A 17,522-nucleotide genomic window follows, 5' to 3' on the forward strand; every position below is an offset into this window, starting at 1 on the left:
AGATTCTGAGATAAATTCATAAAAAAAGAGCGTATTTACATACGCTCTTTTTACAGCATTTTAACTTTTTTTGCTTAACTGACTGGCATTAGACCTTAGGTTGCCTTTTTTTAATGATCTAAATCTGCTGCTGCCCGCGATAAGACAGGGCCTCCGAAAGATGCTGACTTTGAATATCTGGACTTTGATTTAAATCGGCAATGGTGCGTGCAACACGCAAGACCCGATGATAGCCGCGCGCTGATAAATTCAGTTTTTGCTGAGCCATTTCAAGCATATTCTGAGCAGACTGATCTAATGCGGCATATTGCTCTAACTGCTTTGGACTCAAACTCATATTCAAGGTATTTTGCCGTTGCATCTGAATTTCATAGGCTGCAATGACGCGTTGTCTAACCGTTTCTGAGTTTTCTGTAGGTCGATTGTCCTGTAATTCATGCGCTTGTAATGGCGGTACATCAATATGCAAATCAATCCGATCCAGCAACGGGCCTGAAATCCGGTTCTGATAGCGTTTAATACTTTCGGGTGAACATTGGCAGCGGATATCTTGATTGAATGCATACCCACATGGACATGGATTCATGGCAGCCACCAACTGGAAATTAGCCGGAAAGGTAATTTGGCGTGATGCCCGGGAAATGACGATTTCTTTCGCTTCCAAAGGCTGACGTAGAACCTCCAGCACTTTGCGGTCGAATTCAGGCAGTTCGTCCAGAAATAAAACCCCTAAATGTGCCAGGGTAATTTCTCCTGGCTTGGGGTGTGAGCCGCCACCGACCAATGCCACCGCAGAAGCAGTATGGTGTGGTGCTCGAAACGGCCGTTGTCCAAAAGGGTGATTGGCATTCGCCACCGAATAAATACTGGCCACTTCCAGATTTTCCTGCGTCTTTAAGGGCGGCAAAATGCTGGCCAATCGAGAAGCCAGCAAGGTCTTGCCTGTTCCGGGTGGGCCTCGAAACAGCAGGGAATGACCACCTGCCGCAGCAATTTCCAAGCCACGCCGTGGTCGTAATTGTCCTTTTACATCCGCCAGATCAAACTTATAAAAATGGTCTGTATTGAGTGGACTGGCTTCTATTTGCGGTAAGCGCTGCGCTTGGGAAAGATGTTCACACACTTCTTTTAAATGATTGGCTGCAAAGACTTTAAAGTCTGGGAGCTGACAGGCTTCCTGTGCATTGGGGCCAGGCAAAATCAGTTGATGCTGGTCACTTTGACAGGCAATGGCAATACTTAAGGTGCCGCTGACAGGACGTAATTGACCATCGAGGGCCAATTCTCCAATAAATTCAAGATGCTCGGTGCAATTTTCAGGCAGCTGCCCAGAGGCCACTAAAATACCTAAAGCAATCGGTAAGTCCAGACGTGACCCATCTTTCGGTAAATCTGCAGGGGCCAGATTAATGGTCAGACGTTTGGTCGGAAATTGAAAGCCGCTATTCAAAATGGCAGAACGGACCCGGTCTTTACTTTCACGTACCGCCGCTTCGGGAAGCCCCACTATAGTGAGCGAAGGCATACCCGAACTGACATGAACTTCGACTTCAATTAAAGGCGCATGCAGGCCCAGCAAGCCTCGCGTATAAATTTTGGCAAAAGACATTATTATTGTTCCAATTTGGTGCGTTATTTTTATAGTTCTGGTGTCTTTTGTGCACTGTAGTTGTGCTTATTTTTTATTCGAAATTTTCTCTTCTAATGCTTCTACCTGTTTCAGCAAATCATTCAAGCGATGATTGGCATTATTTAGGGCAGTACGCTGACGTTCTATTTCCTCTTTAGACACCAAATCCATTTTTGCCACAGCTTCATTTAACAGGGCACGGATATTATGTTCCAAATCTTTCTTAGGTTGTTCGACTTGCTGCAAAATTGCTTGTAATAAAGTTTCAATCATCGTCTGATCCATCGCCGTAGAAAGGAGCGCACAGTTTAGCATTGCTAAAATGCAGACTATAGTATTTCAGACAAAATATAGACTTATTCAATTAAAGATATTGTAAAAATCCACATAAAAAATGTCTATTTTTTGAAGATTCAAAGCCTTTATCCGTATAAAATAAGGTATAAATAAACCACATGCCGGGCTTTCTAACTTCCCCCGACCTTAGGAATCTTGGCATGAAATTTGAACGTAAAACCTTACTGGTGAAATAAGCCGAAGGAAAACAAACATGAAGCTCGTAACTGCAATTGTAAAACCTTTTAAATTAGATGATGTTCGCGAAGCATTGTCTGAAATTGGTGTTCAAGGCATCACTGTAACTGAAGTGAAAGGCTTTGGTCGTCAAAAAGGCCATACTGAACTCTATCGTGGTGCTGAATACGTTGTAGATTTCTTGCCGAAAGTCAAAATTGAAATCGCGATTAGCGATGAAATGGTAGACGCGGTGATTGAATCTATTACTCGTGTGGCGAGCACTGGAAAAATCGGTGACGGAAAAATTTTCGTGACTAACTTAGAACAAGTCATCCGTATTCGTACAGGTGAAACAGGTGCAGACGCTGTCTAACTTGGCACGAAGTTTGCTGAGTACCTAATAACTCACAAAAACTTGGTTGGGGGATACGAATGAAAAAAATGCTACTCGCGTTCGGCATGGCCGGCGCTCTTTTTGGTGGTTCTGTTGCATGGGCTGAAGAAGCTGCAACAGCAACAACACCGACAGAAGAAATTGTGCTTGTTGAAGAAGCAGGCGATACAACAAATACAACAACAGACACTACAGCAGCAATTGCTGAAGCAGCGCCAGTTGAAGCTGCAGCACCTGCAGAAGAAGAACCAACTCTAGATACCGGCGATACCGCTTGGGTTTTAACCTCTACCGCTCTAGTTTTACTCATGACCATTCCTGGCTTGGCGCTATTTTATGGCGGTATGGTCCGTAAGAAAAACGTTCTGGCGACGATGGCACATAGCTTTATTGCTGCGGCGGTGGTCAGTATTGCTTGGGTGATTATTGGTTATACCCTAGCTTTCGGTGAAGGCAATGCCTTTGTAGGTGGCCTGGATAAGTTCATGCTGGCTGGTATCACCACAGAGGCGCTTTCAGGCACGATTCCTGAAATCCTGTTTGTGATTTTCCAAATGACTTTTGCCATCATTACGGTTGCCATCATCAGCGGTTCGATTGCAGAGCGTATGAAATTTGGTGCTTTCGTTGCTTTCATCGCACTTTGGGTGGTGATTGTCTATGCACCAATTACCCACTGGGTATGGGGTGGTGGCTGGTTAGGTAATGACGGCGCGCTTGATTTTGCCGGTGGTACGGTTGTACATATCAACTCGGGTGTTGCCGGTCTGGTCGCAGCGTATATGTTAGGCAAACGTATGGGCTTGGGCCGTGAATCTATGGCACCGCATAACCTGACGCTTACTGTGGTCGGTGCATCTTTACTCTGGGTAGGCTGGTTCGGTTTCAACGGTGGTTCTGCATTAGGTGCCAACGGTTCTGCAGGCTATGCTTTGGTCGTGACTCAAGTCGCAGCAGCGGCAGCAGCTATCTCCTGGTTAATCACTGAAAAACTGGCACGTGGTAAAGCTTCTGTACTGGGCGGCGTATCGGGTGCAGTTGCTGGTCTGGTGGTCATTACTCCAGCTGCAGGTTTTGTGACTGTAGGCGGTGCATTGGCGATGGGTCTGATCGGTGGTGTGGTGTGTTTCTGGGGGATTACAGCACTGAAACGCGTATTGAAAGCCGATGATTCTTTAGATGCTTTTGGCTTGCATGGTGTAGGTGGTATTGTCGGTGCGATTTTAACCGCGTTCTTTGCTAGCGAATTCATCATGGGTGACAATGCCCCTGCCAATGTCATGCATCAGCTTTGGGTGCAAGTGGAAGGTGTACTGGCGACAATTGCTTACTCTGCGATCATGACCTTCATTATCCTGAAAGTCATCGACTTGATCATTGGAATCCGTGTGGCATCTGATGATGAGCGTATGGGTCTGGATTTAAGCCAACATGGCGAACGTGTCGAATAATAATAAATACACCATAATCAATATATAGTGTAAAACAGCCCGAATGGGCTGTTTTTTTTCTATATGTTGCGTAAAACTCTACAAAGTTTGTAATTTTTGCTACACTCGGAATCCATCTGGATTTGTTCAATTAAACCGCTATGCATTGCCCATTTTGCAATACTGCAGACAGTAAAGTGATTGATTCACGCCTGGCAGCTGAAGGCTGTCAGATTCGTCGTCGCCGTGAATGTGTCAGTTGTAATGAACGCTTCACTACCTTTGAAAGCTATGAAGTGGTGATGCCGCGCGTCATCAAGTCGGATGGCAAGAATGAACCTTTCGATGAAGCCAAATTACGTCGTTCCCTGATGCATGCCTTGCAAAAACGCCCGGTGACCCAGGAGCAGATTGAAACGGTGCTGAGCGATATTCAGCTACAGATTCGTCGTTTAGGTGAGCGTGACGTGAAATCTCGTACTATTGGTGAAATCGTGATGCAGTCTTTATTTGCTCTGGATCATGTTGCTTATGTGCGTTTCGCTTCGGTCTATCAGGATTTTCAGGATGTTGAAGCTTTTCGTCATCAGATTGAACAGATGCAACAACGAGAATTACAAGAATAAGCATGGTTGAACTGAATCAAGATCAAGTCTGGATGCGCCGGGCCATTGAGTTGGCACGTCAGGGGCAATATTCCACCAAACCGAATCCGAATGTCGGCTGTGTCATTGTTAAAGATGGCATCGTGATTGGTGAAGGCTTTCATCCCCAAGCCGGCCAGCCACATGCTGAAGTCTTTGCGCTGCGTCAGGCCGGTGAACAGGCACGTGGTGCAACCGCTTATGTGACTCTAGAACCTTGTGCGCATTATGGCCGGACACCGCCTTGTGCCAAAGGTCTGGTGGAAGCAGGTGTGGCTAAAGTTGTCGTGGCCTGTCCTGATCCCAATCCGCTAGTGGCCGGAAAGGGCGTACAGATCCTGAAAGATGCGGGCATTGAGGTAGACGTTGGCATCTGTGAAGATGAAGCGCATGAGCTGAATCAAGGTTTCCTGAAAGCCATGGCGACTGGCATGCCTTATGTGCGTTTAAAAATTGCCTCAAGCCTGGATGGCCGTACCGCAATGGCATCGGGTGAATCGAAATGGATTACCGGTGTGGAAGCGCGTCAGGATGTACAGCATTGGCGTGCGATTTCAGCCGCGGTGATCACCGGAATTGATACGGTTCTTGCGGATGACTGTCAGCTGAATGTGCGGCAACTGGATGGGATTGAAGATATCAAGACCGTGGTGCAACCGAAACGAATTATTCTAGACCGTCAGGGGCGTTTACCACTAAACGCAAAAATTTTAGCGCAAGCCGATACCGTAATGGTGATGGGGCCATTTCGTCAGGAGCTTGCAGATCTGGGTGTGCTACACTTGCCGGTACAGCCTTTAGCAGAATTATTAAAGCAACTGGTTCAACAGCATCAGATTTATGATGTCTTGGTGGAAGCAGGGGCGACCTTATCTACGGCATTTTTACAACAAAAATTGGTTGATGAACTGATCAGTTACGTTGCACCGACCCTATTGGGTCAGTCTGCGCGTACCATGTTTAATGCAGAATTTAGCCATATGGCCGAACAACTCCGATTTAAGCTGCGCGATGTAACTCGCTTGGGTGATGACGTGCGCTTTAGGCTAATTCCTTTTCAAGAGACATTATGAGTTCAGAGTCTACTGTTTATCATAAACGTCGCCATGCGGCACGTACCACCGATGAATATCTTTTCCATCAACTGGTTCCCTATCTGGGCAATAAGCGCCGTTTACTGCATTTAATTCTGGAAGCTCTGGAGAGTACAGGAACCCTGAAACGTAGCGATGGCCGTGCTCCAATCTTTGCTGATTTTTTTGCCGGTTCAGGTGTGGTTTCACGTTTGGCCCGTCAGAATGGTTATCGCGTCATTGCCAATGACTGGGAACCGTATAGCCATGCGTTGAATCATGCGGTACTGGCCTGTACTGAAGCACCGGCATTTAAAGAACTCGGTGGCTATCAGAAAGCGATTGATTATCTGAACCGTTTGCCGGAAGTCAAAGGCTGGGTGACGCATAACCTCTGTCCGCGTAATGATGAAATTTATGATCCAGCCCGTGACCGGTTGTTCTTTAAACGTCGTAACGGCATGCGTATTGATGCTATCCGTCAGCAGATTGCCGCCTGGCAGGCCCAAGGTGCAATTGATGATGTAGAGATGTCTGCATTGTTGGCCCCTTTGCTTTATTCCGCCAGTTTTGTCAGCAATACTTCTGGTGTTTTCAAAAGCTTCCATCATGGTTGGGGCGGAAAAACCCAAACTGCGCTGGAACGGATTGAATCTTTACTGTGGTTGACTCCAAGCCGTTTTTGTGAGTCGGATCAGAAAAAGGGAATGGCCGCAGAAATGTGGTGTGTCGATGCCCAGCATCTGGCTAACCAGATGAGCGGCTTTGAAGTAGATGTAGCTTATCTGGATCCACCGTATAATCAGCATGCTTATAGCAGTAATTATCATGTGCTGAATGCGCTGACCTTATGGGATCAGGCCGATTTACCGACTCCGGATACCAAAGGCTTTAAGAGCGGGATTGACCGGGCATGGCGTAAAGAACGTCCGAGTCAGTACAACTCTTCCAAATATGCACAAGAAGCCTATGAAAACCTGTTGGCGACCATTAATGCGCGTTTCATCCTGACCAGTTATTCAACCGACGGCAATATCAGCGCTACTGATTTATTGCAGGCCAACTTGAAACGTGGTCGGGTGACCTTGCTGACCCAGGACGTGCCACGGTATCGGGTCAGCAAACAGCGTCAGTCTGAACGTGCACGCGTGCTGGAATTTATTGTGATTACCGATACCCACGCCAAGTCAGGTCCACCGATCCGTCAATTACTCAGCCAGCTGCATCATTATGCAGAATTGGGTGGTGTGGATACGACCGGCGTTAGTACCCAGTTGGCCCTCTGGTAAAAGAATTGAAAAGGAAATAAAAATGTTTACAGGTATTATCGAAAGCCTCGGCAAAGTCGAAAGTCTGCAAAGCGTTGGTGGTGATGTACGTTTACGCATCCAGACCGATCTGGACATGTCTGATGTACATCTGGGTGATTCTATCGCGACCAATGGTATCTGCCTGACCGTGATCGACTGGGGCGAGAACTGGTATGCGGCTGATGTTTCCCGTGAAAGTCTGAACCGGACCACGCTCGGCACCTGGAAAGCGGGTCAACCTGTCAATGTCGAAAAAGCCATGTTGCCGACTACGCGTTTTGGCGGTCATATTGTGTCAGGTCATGTCGATGCAGTCGGCGAGATCACCCTGGTACGTGAAGATGCACGTTCAATTTATTATGAAGTGACTGCACCTGCTGAAATTGCCAAATATCTCGCAGAAAAAGGCTCGGTCACAGTCGACGGCATCAGTCTAACGATTAATCATTTGCGTGGTAGCGTGATTAGTCTGAACCTGATTCCACATACTGCTGAACGTACCAATATCGGTACCTGGAAAGTCGGTAGCAAGGTCAATCTGGAAGTGGATGTATTGGCACGTTATATCGAGCGTTTATTGCTCGGTGATAAAGCCGCCCAAACCACTGAACAATCAAAAATCAGTATGGATTTCCTGGCTGAAAATGGTTTCTTAAAATAAGAGAAATGTTGATTTACTGAACAGTCTGATTGAAAAATTAGACTGTTTTTTTATTTTTCGGGATAATCAGCAGTTCAACTTGCAAATATTGCCTTGGTGGACGGGTCGAATGCTCGATTTTTTACTTAACTTGGAACAGTCATTGCCGCTATTGCTCGATCAATATGGGGTATGGATTTATGCAATCCTGTTTCTGGTGATTTTTGCAGAAACCGGTTCAGTGTTTTTCTTTTTCCTGCCCGGCGACAGTCTATTGCTGGCTGTGGGAGCTTTATGTGCCAGCAGCGATCTGGTGACCCTGCATTCGATGGGGCTGTTGTTATTCACTGCTTCGGTGCTGGGCTATAGCGTGAATTATTACACCGGAAAAGTTCTTGGCTTAAAATATTTCAATCAACATTCACGCTATTTTAAGCCGGAATATATGGTGAAAACCAACCACTATTTTATGAAACATGGTGGTAAAACTATTTTAATCGCACGTTTTATTCCCTTTGTCCGCTCATTTGGCCCTTTTGCTGCCGGTTCAGCGCATATGAGCTTTGCCACATTCAGCTTTTATAATATTGCGGGTGGCATCCTCTGGATTGGCACTTTATTAAGCATTGGCTATCTGCTCGGAAATGCTGCCTTTATGCTGGCAGATTTTTTGTAAGATGCGACATAGAAGATAAAAAAGCCCGAATTTTCGGGCTTTTTTAATGTGAAAGGATCATTTAAATATTGCGTGGCTGGTCAGAAAATTCAGAATTTTTCAGCATATACTCAATTTCTTCTTTGGCCGCCGCACGCATTTTTTCACGCAGTGCATTGACGGTCTGTTCAATCACGGTTTCTGCCTCAAGTTCCAGACGTAAACGCACACTTTCTAATTCGGATAAAATGCTCTGGTCCTCAATCTGGATGCGACCTCTGGCAAAATCAAAAGTCGTCTCAGGATTTTTTGCATAACGTGCGACATAGTGCTGAACTTCAGTCTCTAGATGCGTATTTATTTCAGCAAGCGCCTGACTTTGTTCGCTAAATTTGCGCTGTTCTTCAAGATGTAGCTGTTCCTGATAGGCCTGTTCTTCGGCACGTTTCTCGGCCAAGGCTTTTTCAAGCGCGAGCTGTTTACGAATACGGGCTTCTTCAATCAATTCGGCTTTGCGCTGCGCATAGGCGGCTTCGATCTTGCGTTCAGATTCCTGCTGCAAGCGCTGGTCGCGACTCTGCCATTCTTCCAAAGACGTTTCTGGCTTTAAAATATCGCAGATCCGAGAGAGGTCATCGATAAAGGTCTGACGTACAGCTTCCGGCACATTTAACCAGCGCTGTTTAAAATCGGGACCTACATTTAATGCCACGTGCCTCTCCTTGTGGATGATATCGGTTAAAGCTTATGGGTGTCCGGTTCAATACCTAAACGACGATATTGCTTGAATTTTTCACGACCCAGCTGTTTAGCCGTTTCATGGTTTTCAATGATCTCAATAATGTGACTAAATTTTGTGTAAGGTTCAAGTGCTTCCGGATTAAAATTGAAAATAATCCAGTCGGACTGTTCCGGCAGTGTTGCCGAAATACAGACCGTCGCCTGAGGCTGGTCAATACCATGCGGAATAAAACTCGCGGGATCAAAACTCCATAGGCGTTCATCCAGCTGCTGTTGCAAATCTGTATCGGCACACAATAACCAGATTCGCGCCGGCTGGCGCAGAATCTTACGGCATAAACGACAAGTGCTGTCCACTTGTCGTTCAGGGCTTTTTTCAAATAAATAAAAGCTGACTTTAGCCATTGCTTTGAACGCGACTCGTCAGGAATTGCATCAATAATGGAACTGGACGGCCGGTCGCCCCTTTATTTGTGCCTGAATTCCACGCCGTACCTGCAACATCGAGATGTGCCCAGCGATATTCACGGGTAAAACGTTGCAGGAAGCAGGCTGCAGTCACAGAACCAGCTTTTGGACCACCGATATTGCCAATGTCGGCAAATGGTGAATCCAGTTGTTCCTGATAGTCTTCCAGTACCGGCATACGCCATACCCGGTCAAAGGAATGCTGGCCGGCAGCTTCTAGTTCTGCTGCCAGTTTATCATCTGGCGTGAACAGACCCGTTAGTACTGAACCCAAAGCGACCACACAGGCACCGGTTAAGGTCGCAATATCAATCACCAAAGCAGGATTAAAACGTTTTACATAGGTCAAGGTATCACATAGGACCAAACGACCTTCGGCATCGGTATTCAGGATTTCAACCGTCTGACCGCTCATGGTCGTTACGATATCACCAGGACGGGTGGCTTTGCCTGAAGGCATGTTTTCTGCTGCAGCGATGGTTCCCACCACATGTAGAGGTAAGCGGGCTTCGCACAATGCACGCATTGTACCGAGTACAGAAGCTGCACCGCACATGTCGTATTTCATCTCGTCCATGCCTGCGCCTGGTTTAAGGGAAATACCGCCGGTATCAAACGTAATGCCTTTACCCACCAAGACTACCGGTGCTTCGCTACGCTCTGACTGATATTCCATGCTGATAATCCGACCAGGACGCTCTGAACCTTTACTTACCGCAAGGAAGGCGCCCATGCCTAAATCTGCCATTTGCTGTTCATCCAGCACTGTGACTTTAAGTAGGTCTGGATATTCAGCCGCCAAAGCCACCGCCTGTTCTGCAAGATATTCAGGGAAACAGATATTGCCCGGACGGTTGCCTAGGTCACGTGCCAGATTTTGTCCGCTTTGCACTGCTTGTACCAGTTGCAACTGTTCGGTAGTTAAGACGCTATGAGTGGCAATCAGGTCGATCTGCTCGAGCACAAATTCATTCTTCTTGGATTTATATTCATCATAACCATAGCTGGCTTGAGTCAGGAAGAGCGCAAACAGATAGTGGAATTCTTGTGGAAGTTGTGTCAGATCTACAGAAATCTGTTTGAATTTTTTTTGAGTGACTTGAATAATAGTTTGCGCGATTTTTGCAAGTTTGGCCGGTTGCAGTTCAGCGACCTTGCCTAAACCAATCAGCGCTGCATGGCTGGACTGGTTCACCTGACCAATCAGGCTCAGGCTTTCTGCCAATGCTGCCTTGAATTGAGAGGCTTCAATTAATGTGTCTAAATTATTGATTTGATAGGTTGCGGTTGTATTCTGAAGTTGTTCCGAGTCAACTAAAATCAACAAAGATTGACTTGATCCATTCTCTGGGAATGACGTATTAATTGTAAGTTTCATATTCTGTTTTCACGCCTGTCTAGATGGGTAAATCATTCAGTCATTGAAACATTTATCCGAATAGATTTTCAATGGGCAGGGCGGCCTAGGTTTTATATTTTTGCTATTCGGGTAAACTAGCACTCGTTTTATGGACCTTATTTTGGAAGAATTAATTTGATTATTCGGCGTTATCTGGTCAAGCAAGTTGTCTCGACATCCTTGGTGGTGATTGCCTTATTGACCTTGATCATGATGGGCGGTCGACTGATCAAGTATTTTGGTGTCGCGGCGCAAGGCCGTCTGGATGCAGGCATTTTATTTAGCATTATTGGCTACCGTTTGCCTGAATTCTTGACCCTGATTCTTCCGCTCGGTTTCTTTATTGGACTGATGCTGGTGTTTGGCCGTTTATATGTCGACCATGAAATGGCCGTGATGAATGGCAGTGGCGTCAGTCGGCATCAATTGGCGCGTCTACTGGTGCCGATGACCCTGGTGTTTTTGATTGCTCAGGCCGGATTGATGCTGTGGGCTGCGCCGTGGGGCATTCGCCAGTTTGAAGCCCTGACCACCAGTCAGGCGGTACGTACCGGCTTTGACCTGGTGCGACCGAAAGAATTTATCTCCTCTGGGCCCTATACCATTTATGCCGGTGACCTGTCAGAAGACCGTAAAAATTTAAAAGATATTTTCTTTTATCAGCGTGCGGAAAAAGAAGGCAAACCGGATGTGATGATTCTGGCGCAGGAAGCCACCCGTATCGAGGTGCCGAATGATGCTGCCAATGTGGTCGATCTGGTTAATGGACGCCGTTATGAGATCTATCCGGGTACACCGCAATATACTCAAGCTGAATTTGAAAGCTATCGTCTGCGCTTAGAAAGCGATGAAGAAGCGCAATTTGCCAGTACTGAAGTTGAGGCCTTACCGACCTCGCAATTGTGGCAGAACCGTCAGGATCCTGTGGTGGCCAGTGAGTTGGGCTGGCGGGTGTTTGTTCCTTTTGCGATTCTGATTGCCCTGATTCTGGCTGTGGCCTTGTCTGAAGTGAGTCCACGACAGGGTCGATATCTCAAGTTATTTCCTGCCCTCATGATTTTTGCCAGTCTGATTGTGGCCCTGATGGCAGTGAAGACGCGGATCAGTAAAGAAGAAATGGGCATTTGGGCCTATCCATTGATTCTGATTGCCTATGCAATTGCGGGTGCCTTGTTCTCGCGTAAACAGAAATTAGGCCCGAAAATCAAGAAACAGATTCAGCGAGTGAGGTCTTAACAATGTTGGCACGTCGTATAGTTGCAAAACATGTGACCCAAACCACTGCGCTGGCGATGCTGGGTGCAACCGCGGTATTGGCGGGTTTACAGGTATTATTTACTTATCTGGGTGAGCTTGGTTCGCTCAAAGATGGTTATGGTGCCTGGGATGCCTTGAAATATGTGCTTTGGGGCGCACCAAATTATTTATATGAAATCCTGCCGATTTCTGCACTGATTGGTGCAGTTTTAGGTCTTGGTACATTAGCCTCGAATAGTGAGCTGATTGTGATGCGTTCGGTCGGCGTGAGCTTATGGCGTATTGTCGGGTGGGTGATCCGTTCAGCACTGTTGTTGGTGGTGTTGTCATTTGCCCTGAGCGAGTGGGTCATTCCTTATACCAATGAACAGGCCAAAAGCGTAAAAAGTGCCAGTAAAGCCGCTCAGCTCGGTGAAGTTCGTGGTTACTGGACTCGGGAAGGGCAGCGCTTTATTTATATCGATTATGCTAACTCGCAAGGTCAGTTGAAAAATGTGCAGATGCTGGACTTTGACCAGAACTATCGTTTGCGCGGTACCTTGCAGGCAGATCAGGGCCAATTTGTTAAAGATGGTTCCTGGACGCTGGACAACACAGAGCAGTTCGATATTCTCCAAAATGGTAATGCCACACTGGTTAAGCAGCAACAGCAACCTTTAGCGCTAGCATTACAGCCTAAATATGTGCATATGGTGACGATTGATCCTGAAGATTTATCGCCGAGTCAACTGGTCAGTTTCATGAGCTATATGCATGAATACAGCCAGGTGCCTAAAACCTATCAGCTGGCCTTCTGGCAAAAACTCGGCTCGCCTTTTGCCCTGATTGCACTAGTAGTGATCGCCTGTTCATTTATCTTCGGGCCATTACGTCAGCAATCCATGGGTTTTCGTCTGGTGATAGCTTTATTTGCCGGACTGGGTTTCTTCTATCTGCAGGATTTCCTCGGCTATGCCAGCTTGATCTATGCACCGTCTCCGGCCTGGTTCGTGTTTATTCCGATTCTGATCATGTTCGGCATCGGCGGATACTTGCTGCATCGGGCACGCTAAGGTACAGGAAAATAGAACAAATCAATCATCATGAGAGGCTTAAACCATATACGGGTCATGGCCTCTTTTTATAAACTTCGCTAAAATAGAGCGATTAATTCGTAGACGAACAGAGTATTTCATTATGACGGATGCAACTGCTGGCAAAATCCCTCACATTTTGGTGATTATGGATGGTGTGGGTCATCGCGAAGCGGTCGAAGACAATGCGTTTTTAGCAGCTAAACGACCAAATTTAACTGCGATACAGGACAAGCATCCGCATGGTTTGATCTCGGGTTCAGGTGAAGATGTCGGCCTGCCAGATGGCCAGATGGGTAACTCGGAAGTCGGACATATGAACCTCGGCGCAGGTCGTGTGCTGTATCAGGACTTTACCCGGATTACCAAAGACATTCGTACGGGCGACTTCTTTGAACATGAAGTTCTGGTCGATGCGGTGGAGAAAGCCAAAGCTGCAGGTGGGGCAGTACATTTGCTTGGCCTTTTGTCTGAAGGCGGTGTGCACTCACATGAAGATCATATCGTGGCGATGGCAGAGCTAGCGCTAAAACGCGGTGCGCAAGTCTATTTACATGCATTCTTAGATGGTCGTGATACGCCGCCTAAAAGCGCACAACCTTCTTTAGAAAAGCTTGATGCCTTATTCGCACAATATCCAGGTCAAGGTCGTATTGCGACTATGATTGGCCGTTATTTTGCCATGGACCGTGATAATCGTTGGGATCGTGTTGAACAGGCCTATCGCTTGCTCACTGAAGGTGAAGCAGTTCGTACGGCTACCAGCGCAGTTGAAGGTCTGGAACAGGCTTATGCGGCTGATGAGTCGGATGAGTTTGTCAAATCGACCCGTATTGGCGAGCTGGCAAAAATTCAGGATGGCGACAGTGTCGTATTCATGAACTTCCGCGCTGACCGTGCCCGTGAATTGACCCGTGCATTTGTAGAAAAAGACTTTGCAGGTTTTGAACGTAAAGTCGTGCCGAATTTGGCGAAGTTTGTCATGCTGACGCGTTATCAAGCCACGATTGATGCGCCTGTGGCCTACATGCCAGAAGCGTTGAAAAACTCGATTGGTGAATACTTATCTGATTTGGGTAAAACTCAGCTGCGTATCGCGGAAACAGAAAAGTATGCGCATGTGACCTTCTTCTTCAGCGGTGGCCGTGAAGATGAATACCCGGGTGAAAAACGTATCCTGATTCCATCGCCAAACGTAGCCACTTATGACCTTAAACCGGAAATGAGTGCTTATGAAGTGACTGATGAGCTGGTGGCTGCGATCAATTCAGGTGAATTTGACCTGCTGGTGGTGAACTTTGCCAATGGTGATATGGTCGGTCATACAGGCGTATTCGATGCTGCGGTGAAAGCTGTTGAAGCGGTCGATACCTGTTTGGGCCGGGTTTACGAAGCCGTGATGGCGCAAAAAGGTCATATGATTGTGACTGCCGATCATGGTAACGTAGAGCAGATGCAGGACTATCACAGTGGTCAGGTACATACTCAGCATACCACTGAATTGGTTCCCTTTATTTATGTTGGTCCAACTCAGGCCACGATCGCAGAAGGCGGTGTACTGGCAGATGTCGCACCGACTTTACTAAGCCTGATGCAAGTTCCGGTACCTGCTGAAATGCAAGGTCGTAACCTGATTCAGCTTGATGCATAATTTTCGATAAAATTCTAAAAAGGTCAAAGAATGGCAAGAACACGCTGGAAGTCTGTTGTAATACCATGCTTACTGATGTGTTTGAGTCATTCAGCCTGGGGTGCGGGTTCAAATGAGCCGGCATTCGATGATATGGAAATGGATGGGCAGGTCTATTCTGAAATTCCCGTAGCATCCATTCAGGAATTTGTGCAAATTTATGGCATTGTCAAAGATAATTATATTCAAGATAAAAATGACGATGCCTTATTCCAACAGGCCATTCAGGGTCTGGTCAGTGGCTTAGACCGCTATTCCCGCTATTTGTCGCCTGAAGATTATAAGCAGCTGCGTGAATATACCGAAGGTGATCTGGCCAGCATTGATTTTGATCTGCAATTTGACCCGCGGATGAAGCAATGGGTGGTTCAGGGCTTGAATGCCGATGCAGATTCAGCCAAGCAGGGACTGCGTAATGGCGTCACTGTTTATAAAATTGACGATCAGGTATTAAGTAGCCTGAATCAGGAACAAGTCCGGCAGTTATTGAGCGGAGCAGTTGGCTCTACGCTCACGATCCAGCTTTCCCCGCAAAGTCCGGCCGTTCGTCTGGTCCGCAATACCAAACTAGATACTGAAATTAAATCGAGCTTGCACAATAATCAGGTACTGGTATTGCAGGTCAAGGTTTTTCAGCAAGATACTGCCAATGAAATCAAGCGCCTGATTGAAAGTTATGCCGACAAGCGCCTAAAAGCCGTGCTATTTGATTTACGCAATAATCCCGGTGGCTTACTCTCGGCCGCAGTTGAATCTGCCGATTTATTTTTGAATCAGGGCGTGATTGTATCGACCAAAAGTCGTGCTGAAGGCAACCAGCAATTTCAGGCCTTGCCGAGTTTTGAGTTCCAGAATCTGAAAGTTGGGGTGCTGATTAACAACCGCTCTGCTTCTGCAGCAGAAGTGTTTACTGCAGCCCTGAAAGAACATAACCGTGCCTGGGTGGTCGGAGAAAAGAGCTATGGCAAAGGCGTAGTACAGAAACTTTTTCCTTTAAGCAATGGTTCGGCTTTACAGATGACAGTATCGCAATACTTTAGCCCAAGTGGCCAGATGATTGAAGGGCGGGGCATACAGCCGCATTTCAACTATCCGTTTAAGCAGGAAATGCGTGAGGAGAGCTATCTGGAACATGTTACAGATTTACTGCTCCTGCAAAAATAATTATTCATCTTCTTCGGTATCCAGTCCGAACTTTTTCAAGCGATAGCGCAGGGAACGGAACGACATGCCGAGTTTTTTGGCGGCCAGTGTCCGGTTCCAGTGGGTCAGATTCAGCGCATTGAGTAAAATTTCTTTTTCGACCTTTTCCAAATACAGCTCTAGACCCTCTTCAGGCAGCTTTTTAGGTGCAATCAGGGTTTCGGTCGCAATAATCTCGCTCGTGAGCGTATTCATCTCCTGAGGGCTGTTTAGCGCCTGACGCAGCGGTGCACTCTGCAAATGCTGAAGATCAATCCGCTCTTCATCACTTAAAGTAATCGCGCGTTCCATAATGTTACGTAATTCACGTACATTACCTGGATAATATTGTCCCAATAAGAACTCTTTGCTGCGTTCGGTCAATTTTTTATTGGAAATGCCCCATTCCTGGCAAATCTTCTGAATAAAGTGTTCGGCCAATAACAGAATATCCTGGCCGCGTTCACGCAGCGGCGGTAAAGTCAGATCCATTACATGAATACGGAAATATAAATCCTGACGGAATTTGCCTTGTTGCACCAAGGCTTCCAGATCCTGATGCGTGGCACTGATCACACGGAAATCCACATCAATTTCGGTATCCGAACCGAGTGGACGAATACGTTTTTCCTGTACGGCACGTAACAATTTGACCTGCATAGAAAGCGGTAATTCTGCAATTTCATCCAGAAACAGACTGCCACCATGGGCAGATTGAATCAGGCCCTGTTTGTCCTGAGCAGCGCCGGTAAAGCTGCCTTTTTTATGCCCAAACAGTTCGCTTTCCATCAACTCAGTCGGAATGGCGCCACAGTTAATCGCAATAAAAGGACCTTCATTGCGGTTACTCAGGCGATGGACCAGATTGGCCACGACTTCTTTACCTGTTCCCGATTCACCAGTGATAAAAACCGGTGCTTGGGATCGGGCAATTTTTTGTAAGGTAATACGTAGTTGCTGGATCGGCAGGGATTGTCCAATCAGCATTTTATGTTCAAGCGCTTCATTTGGATTATTATGCGAATAATCCACCGGTTTATTCAGGGCTTTTTGTAAGAGTTGTTCCAGATGTTTCTGATTGATCGGTTTGCTGACAAAATCAAAGGCCCCGGCTTTGAGCGCAGCAATAGCGATTTCCATGTTGCCATAGGCGGTCAGAACTGCGACCGGAAGTGCCGGATAGAGGCTGCCAATCCAGTCCAGTAACTCCAAACCATTGCCATCGGGCAGGTTTAGGTCAGTCAGACAGGCATCATATTGATGATTGGCAAGGCATTTTTTAGCATCTTCCAAACGGTGGGCAATGTGCGTACGAATTCCCATGCGCAGCAATGACATTTGCATGAGGGTACACAAATCTTCCTCATCATCCACCAAAAGCACCAGTGGTTGTTGTTCCCCATTCATCTTCCTTGACCCC

The 17,522-nt window shown here is 46.7% G+C and carries 17 protein-coding genes; 11 read left to right on the forward strand and 6 right to left on the reverse strand.

Annotated elements, in window-relative coordinates; all coding sequences use genetic code 11:
• Positions 1 to 118 precede the first annotated feature (118 nt).
• Both NI469_RS02890 and NI469_RS02895 read right to left on the reverse strand, forming a co-directional pair.
• Positions 119 to 1,609, reverse strand: coding sequence for a YifB family Mg chelatase-like AAA ATPase (locus NI469_RS02890; protein WP_004732527.1), 1,491 nt, complete (start codon positions 1,607 to 1,609; stop codon positions 119 to 121).
• Positions 1,610 to 1,675: 66 nt separating this feature from the next.
• Positions 1,676 to 1,903, reverse strand: coding sequence for an accessory factor UbiK family protein (locus NI469_RS02895; protein WP_004281041.1), 228 nt, complete (start codon positions 1,901 to 1,903; stop codon positions 1,676 to 1,678).
• Positions 1,904 to 2,180: 277 nt separating this feature from the next.
• Here NI469_RS02895 and glnK point away from each other — a divergent pair, with 277 nt between their 5' ends.
• The 7 genes from glnK to NI469_RS02930 all read left to right on the forward strand — a co-directional run bounded on the left by glnK (position 2,181) and on the right by NI469_RS02930 (position 8,313).
• Positions 2,181 to 2,519, forward strand: coding sequence for a P-II family nitrogen regulator (glnK, locus tag NI469_RS02900; RefSeq protein WP_004281042.1), 339 nt, complete (start codon positions 2,181 to 2,183; stop codon positions 2,517 to 2,519).
• A 59-nt stretch (positions 2,520 to 2,578) separates the two neighbouring features.
• Positions 2,579 to 3,991 carry an ammonium transporter gene (locus tag NI469_RS02905; RefSeq protein ID WP_253174398.1) on the forward strand — a complete coding sequence of 471 codons (1,413 nt, stop codon included), beginning with the start codon at positions 2,579 to 2,581 and terminating at the stop codon, positions 3,989 to 3,991.
• Between the two features lie 140 nt (positions 3,992 to 4,131).
• On the forward strand, positions 4,132 to 4,596 hold the full coding sequence (gene nrdR, locus NI469_RS02910) for a transcriptional regulator NrdR (RefSeq protein ID WP_004281044.1): 465 nt from the start codon (positions 4,132 to 4,134) through the stop codon (positions 4,594 to 4,596).
• 2 nt (positions 4,597 to 4,598) lie between these two features.
• Positions 4,599 to 5,687, forward strand: a complete 1,089-nt coding sequence (gene ribD, locus NI469_RS02915; protein ID WP_253174399.1) for a bifunctional diaminohydroxyphosphoribosylaminopyrimidine deaminase/5-amino-6-(5-phosphoribosylamino)uracil reductase RibD — start codon at positions 4,599 to 4,601, stop codon at positions 5,685 to 5,687.
• On the forward strand, positions 5,684 to 6,976 hold the full coding sequence (locus NI469_RS02920; protein ID WP_005248430.1) for a DNA adenine methylase: 1,293 nt from the start codon (positions 5,684 to 5,686) through the stop codon (positions 6,974 to 6,976). The genes ribD and NI469_RS02920 overlap by 4 nt, the downstream gene beginning before the upstream one ends.
• Before the next feature lie 22 nt (positions 6,977 to 6,998).
• Positions 6,999 to 7,658 carry a riboflavin synthase gene (locus NI469_RS02925; RefSeq protein WP_004644909.1) on the forward strand — a complete coding sequence of 220 codons (660 nt, stop codon included), beginning with the start codon at positions 6,999 to 7,001 and terminating at the stop codon, positions 7,656 to 7,658.
• Positions 7,659 to 7,767: 109 nt separating this feature from the next.
• Positions 7,768 to 8,313: a VTT domain-containing protein gene (locus NI469_RS02930; protein ID WP_004281049.1), complete on the forward strand. Its 546-nt coding sequence runs from the start codon at positions 7,768 to 7,770 to the stop codon at positions 8,311 to 8,313.
• A 61-nt stretch (positions 8,314 to 8,374) separates the two neighbouring features.
• Here the strand turns inward: NI469_RS02930 and blhA are convergent, their stop codons facing one another.
• The 3 genes from blhA to NI469_RS02945 are packed head-to-tail and all read right to left on the reverse strand — an operon-like array spanning position 8,375 to position 10,879.
• Positions 8,375 to 9,004: a cell division protein BlhA gene (blhA, locus tag NI469_RS02935; RefSeq protein WP_253147155.1), complete on the reverse strand. Its 630-nt coding sequence runs from the start codon at positions 9,002 to 9,004 to the stop codon at positions 8,375 to 8,377.
• 26 nt (positions 9,005 to 9,030) lie between these two features.
• Positions 9,031 to 9,438 carry a DNA polymerase III subunit chi gene (locus NI469_RS02940; protein WP_004281051.1) on the reverse strand — a complete coding sequence of 136 codons (408 nt, stop codon included), beginning with the start codon at positions 9,436 to 9,438 and terminating at the stop codon, positions 9,031 to 9,033.
• Entirely contained in the window at positions 9,431 to 10,879 is a 1,449-nt protein-coding gene (locus NI469_RS02945; protein ID WP_253174400.1) for a leucyl aminopeptidase, read from the reverse strand. Before NI469_RS02945 ends, NI469_RS02940 begins: the two co-directional genes overlap by 8 nt.
• A gap of 156 nt (positions 10,880 to 11,035) precedes the next feature.
• Here NI469_RS02945 and lptF point away from each other — a divergent pair, with 156 nt between their 5' ends.
• The 4 genes from lptF to NI469_RS02965 all read left to right on the forward strand — a co-directional run bounded on the left by lptF (position 11,036) and on the right by NI469_RS02965 (position 16,084).
• Positions 11,036 to 12,136 (forward strand): LPS export ABC transporter permease LptF, encoded by a 1,101-nt coding sequence (lptF, locus tag NI469_RS02950; RefSeq protein WP_004281053.1) that lies wholly within the window; start codon positions 11,036 to 11,038, stop codon positions 12,134 to 12,136.
• Positions 12,137 to 12,138: 2 nt separating this feature from the next.
• A complete protein-coding gene (gene lptG / locus NI469_RS02955) occupies positions 12,139 to 13,209 on the forward strand; it encodes an LPS export ABC transporter permease LptG (protein WP_004281054.1) in 1,071 nt (356 codons plus the stop codon).
• Between the two features lie 124 nt (positions 13,210 to 13,333).
• On the forward strand, positions 13,334 to 14,881 hold the full coding sequence (gpmI, locus tag NI469_RS02960; RefSeq protein ID WP_253147153.1) for a 2,3-bisphosphoglycerate-independent phosphoglycerate mutase: 1,548 nt from the start codon (positions 13,334 to 13,336) through the stop codon (positions 14,879 to 14,881).
• A 30-nt stretch (positions 14,882 to 14,911) separates the two neighbouring features.
• A complete protein-coding gene (locus NI469_RS02965) occupies positions 14,912 to 16,084 on the forward strand; it encodes a S41 family peptidase (protein WP_253147152.1) in 1,173 nt (390 codons plus the stop codon).
• Here the strand turns inward: NI469_RS02965 and NI469_RS02970 are convergent, their stop codons facing one another.
• The gene (locus NI469_RS02970; protein WP_253174401.1) at positions 16,085 to 17,509 is read right to left on the reverse strand and encodes a sigma-54-dependent transcriptional regulator; all 1,425 of its coding nucleotides are present in this window, start codon (positions 17,507 to 17,509) and stop codon (positions 16,085 to 16,087) included. It abuts the gene before it with no gap.
• Between the last annotated feature and the right edge of the window lie 13 nt (positions 17,510 to 17,522).

The organism is Acinetobacter lwoffii (genome assembly GCF_024129735.1).
Lineage (GTDB): Bacteria > Pseudomonadota > Gammaproteobacteria > Pseudomonadales > Moraxellaceae > Acinetobacter > Acinetobacter lwoffii_H.

Bases quoted from the DNA above. Each gene is read 5' to 3' on its own strand.
- NI469_RS02895 (WP_004281041.1), bottom strand. From the start codon at position 1,903: ATGATTGAAACTTTATTACAAGCAATTTTGCAGCAAGTCGAACAACCT.
- NI469_RS02970 (WP_253174401.1), bottom strand. From the start codon at position 17,509: ATGAATGGGGAACAACAACCACTGGTGCTTTTGGTGGATGATGAGGAA.
- NI469_RS02905 (WP_253174398.1), top strand. From the start codon at position 2,579: ATGAAAAAAATGCTACTCGCGTTCGGCATGGCCGGCGCTCTTTTTGGT.
- glnK (WP_004281042.1), top strand. From the start codon at position 2,181: ATGAAGCTCGTAACTGCAATTGTAAAACCTTTTAAATTAGATGATGTT.
- NI469_RS02965 (WP_253147152.1), top strand. From the start codon at position 14,912: ATGGCAAGAACACGCTGGAAGTCTGTTGTAATACCATGCTTACTGATG.
- NI469_RS02920 (WP_005248430.1), top strand. From the start codon at position 5,684: ATGAGTTCAGAGTCTACTGTTTATCATAAACGTCGCCATGCGGCACGT.
- NI469_RS02925 (WP_004644909.1), top strand. From the start codon at position 6,999: ATGTTTACAGGTATTATCGAAAGCCTCGGCAAAGTCGAAAGTCTGCAA.
- gpmI (WP_253147153.1), top strand. From the start codon at position 13,334: ATGACGGATGCAACTGCTGGCAAAATCCCTCACATTTTGGTGATTATG.
- NI469_RS02940 (WP_004281051.1), bottom strand. From the start codon at position 9,438: ATGGCTAAAGTCAGCTTTTATTTATTTGAAAAAAGCCCTGAACGACAA.
- NI469_RS02945 (WP_253174400.1), bottom strand. From the start codon at position 10,879: ATGAAACTTACAATTAATACGTCATTCCCAGAGAATGGATCAAGTCAA.
- lptG (WP_004281054.1), top strand. From the start codon at position 12,139: ATGTTGGCACGTCGTATAGTTGCAAAACATGTGACCCAAACCACTGCG.
- NI469_RS02930 (WP_004281049.1), top strand. From the start codon at position 7,768: ATGCTCGATTTTTTACTTAACTTGGAACAGTCATTGCCGCTATTGCTC.
- nrdR (WP_004281044.1), top strand. From the start codon at position 4,132: ATGCATTGCCCATTTTGCAATACTGCAGACAGTAAAGTGATTGATTCA.
- ribD (WP_253174399.1), top strand. From the start codon at position 4,599: ATGGTTGAACTGAATCAAGATCAAGTCTGGATGCGCCGGGCCATTGAG.
- NI469_RS02890 (WP_004732527.1), bottom strand. From the start codon at position 1,609: ATGTCTTTTGCCAAAATTTATACGCGAGGCTTGCTGGGCCTGCATGCG.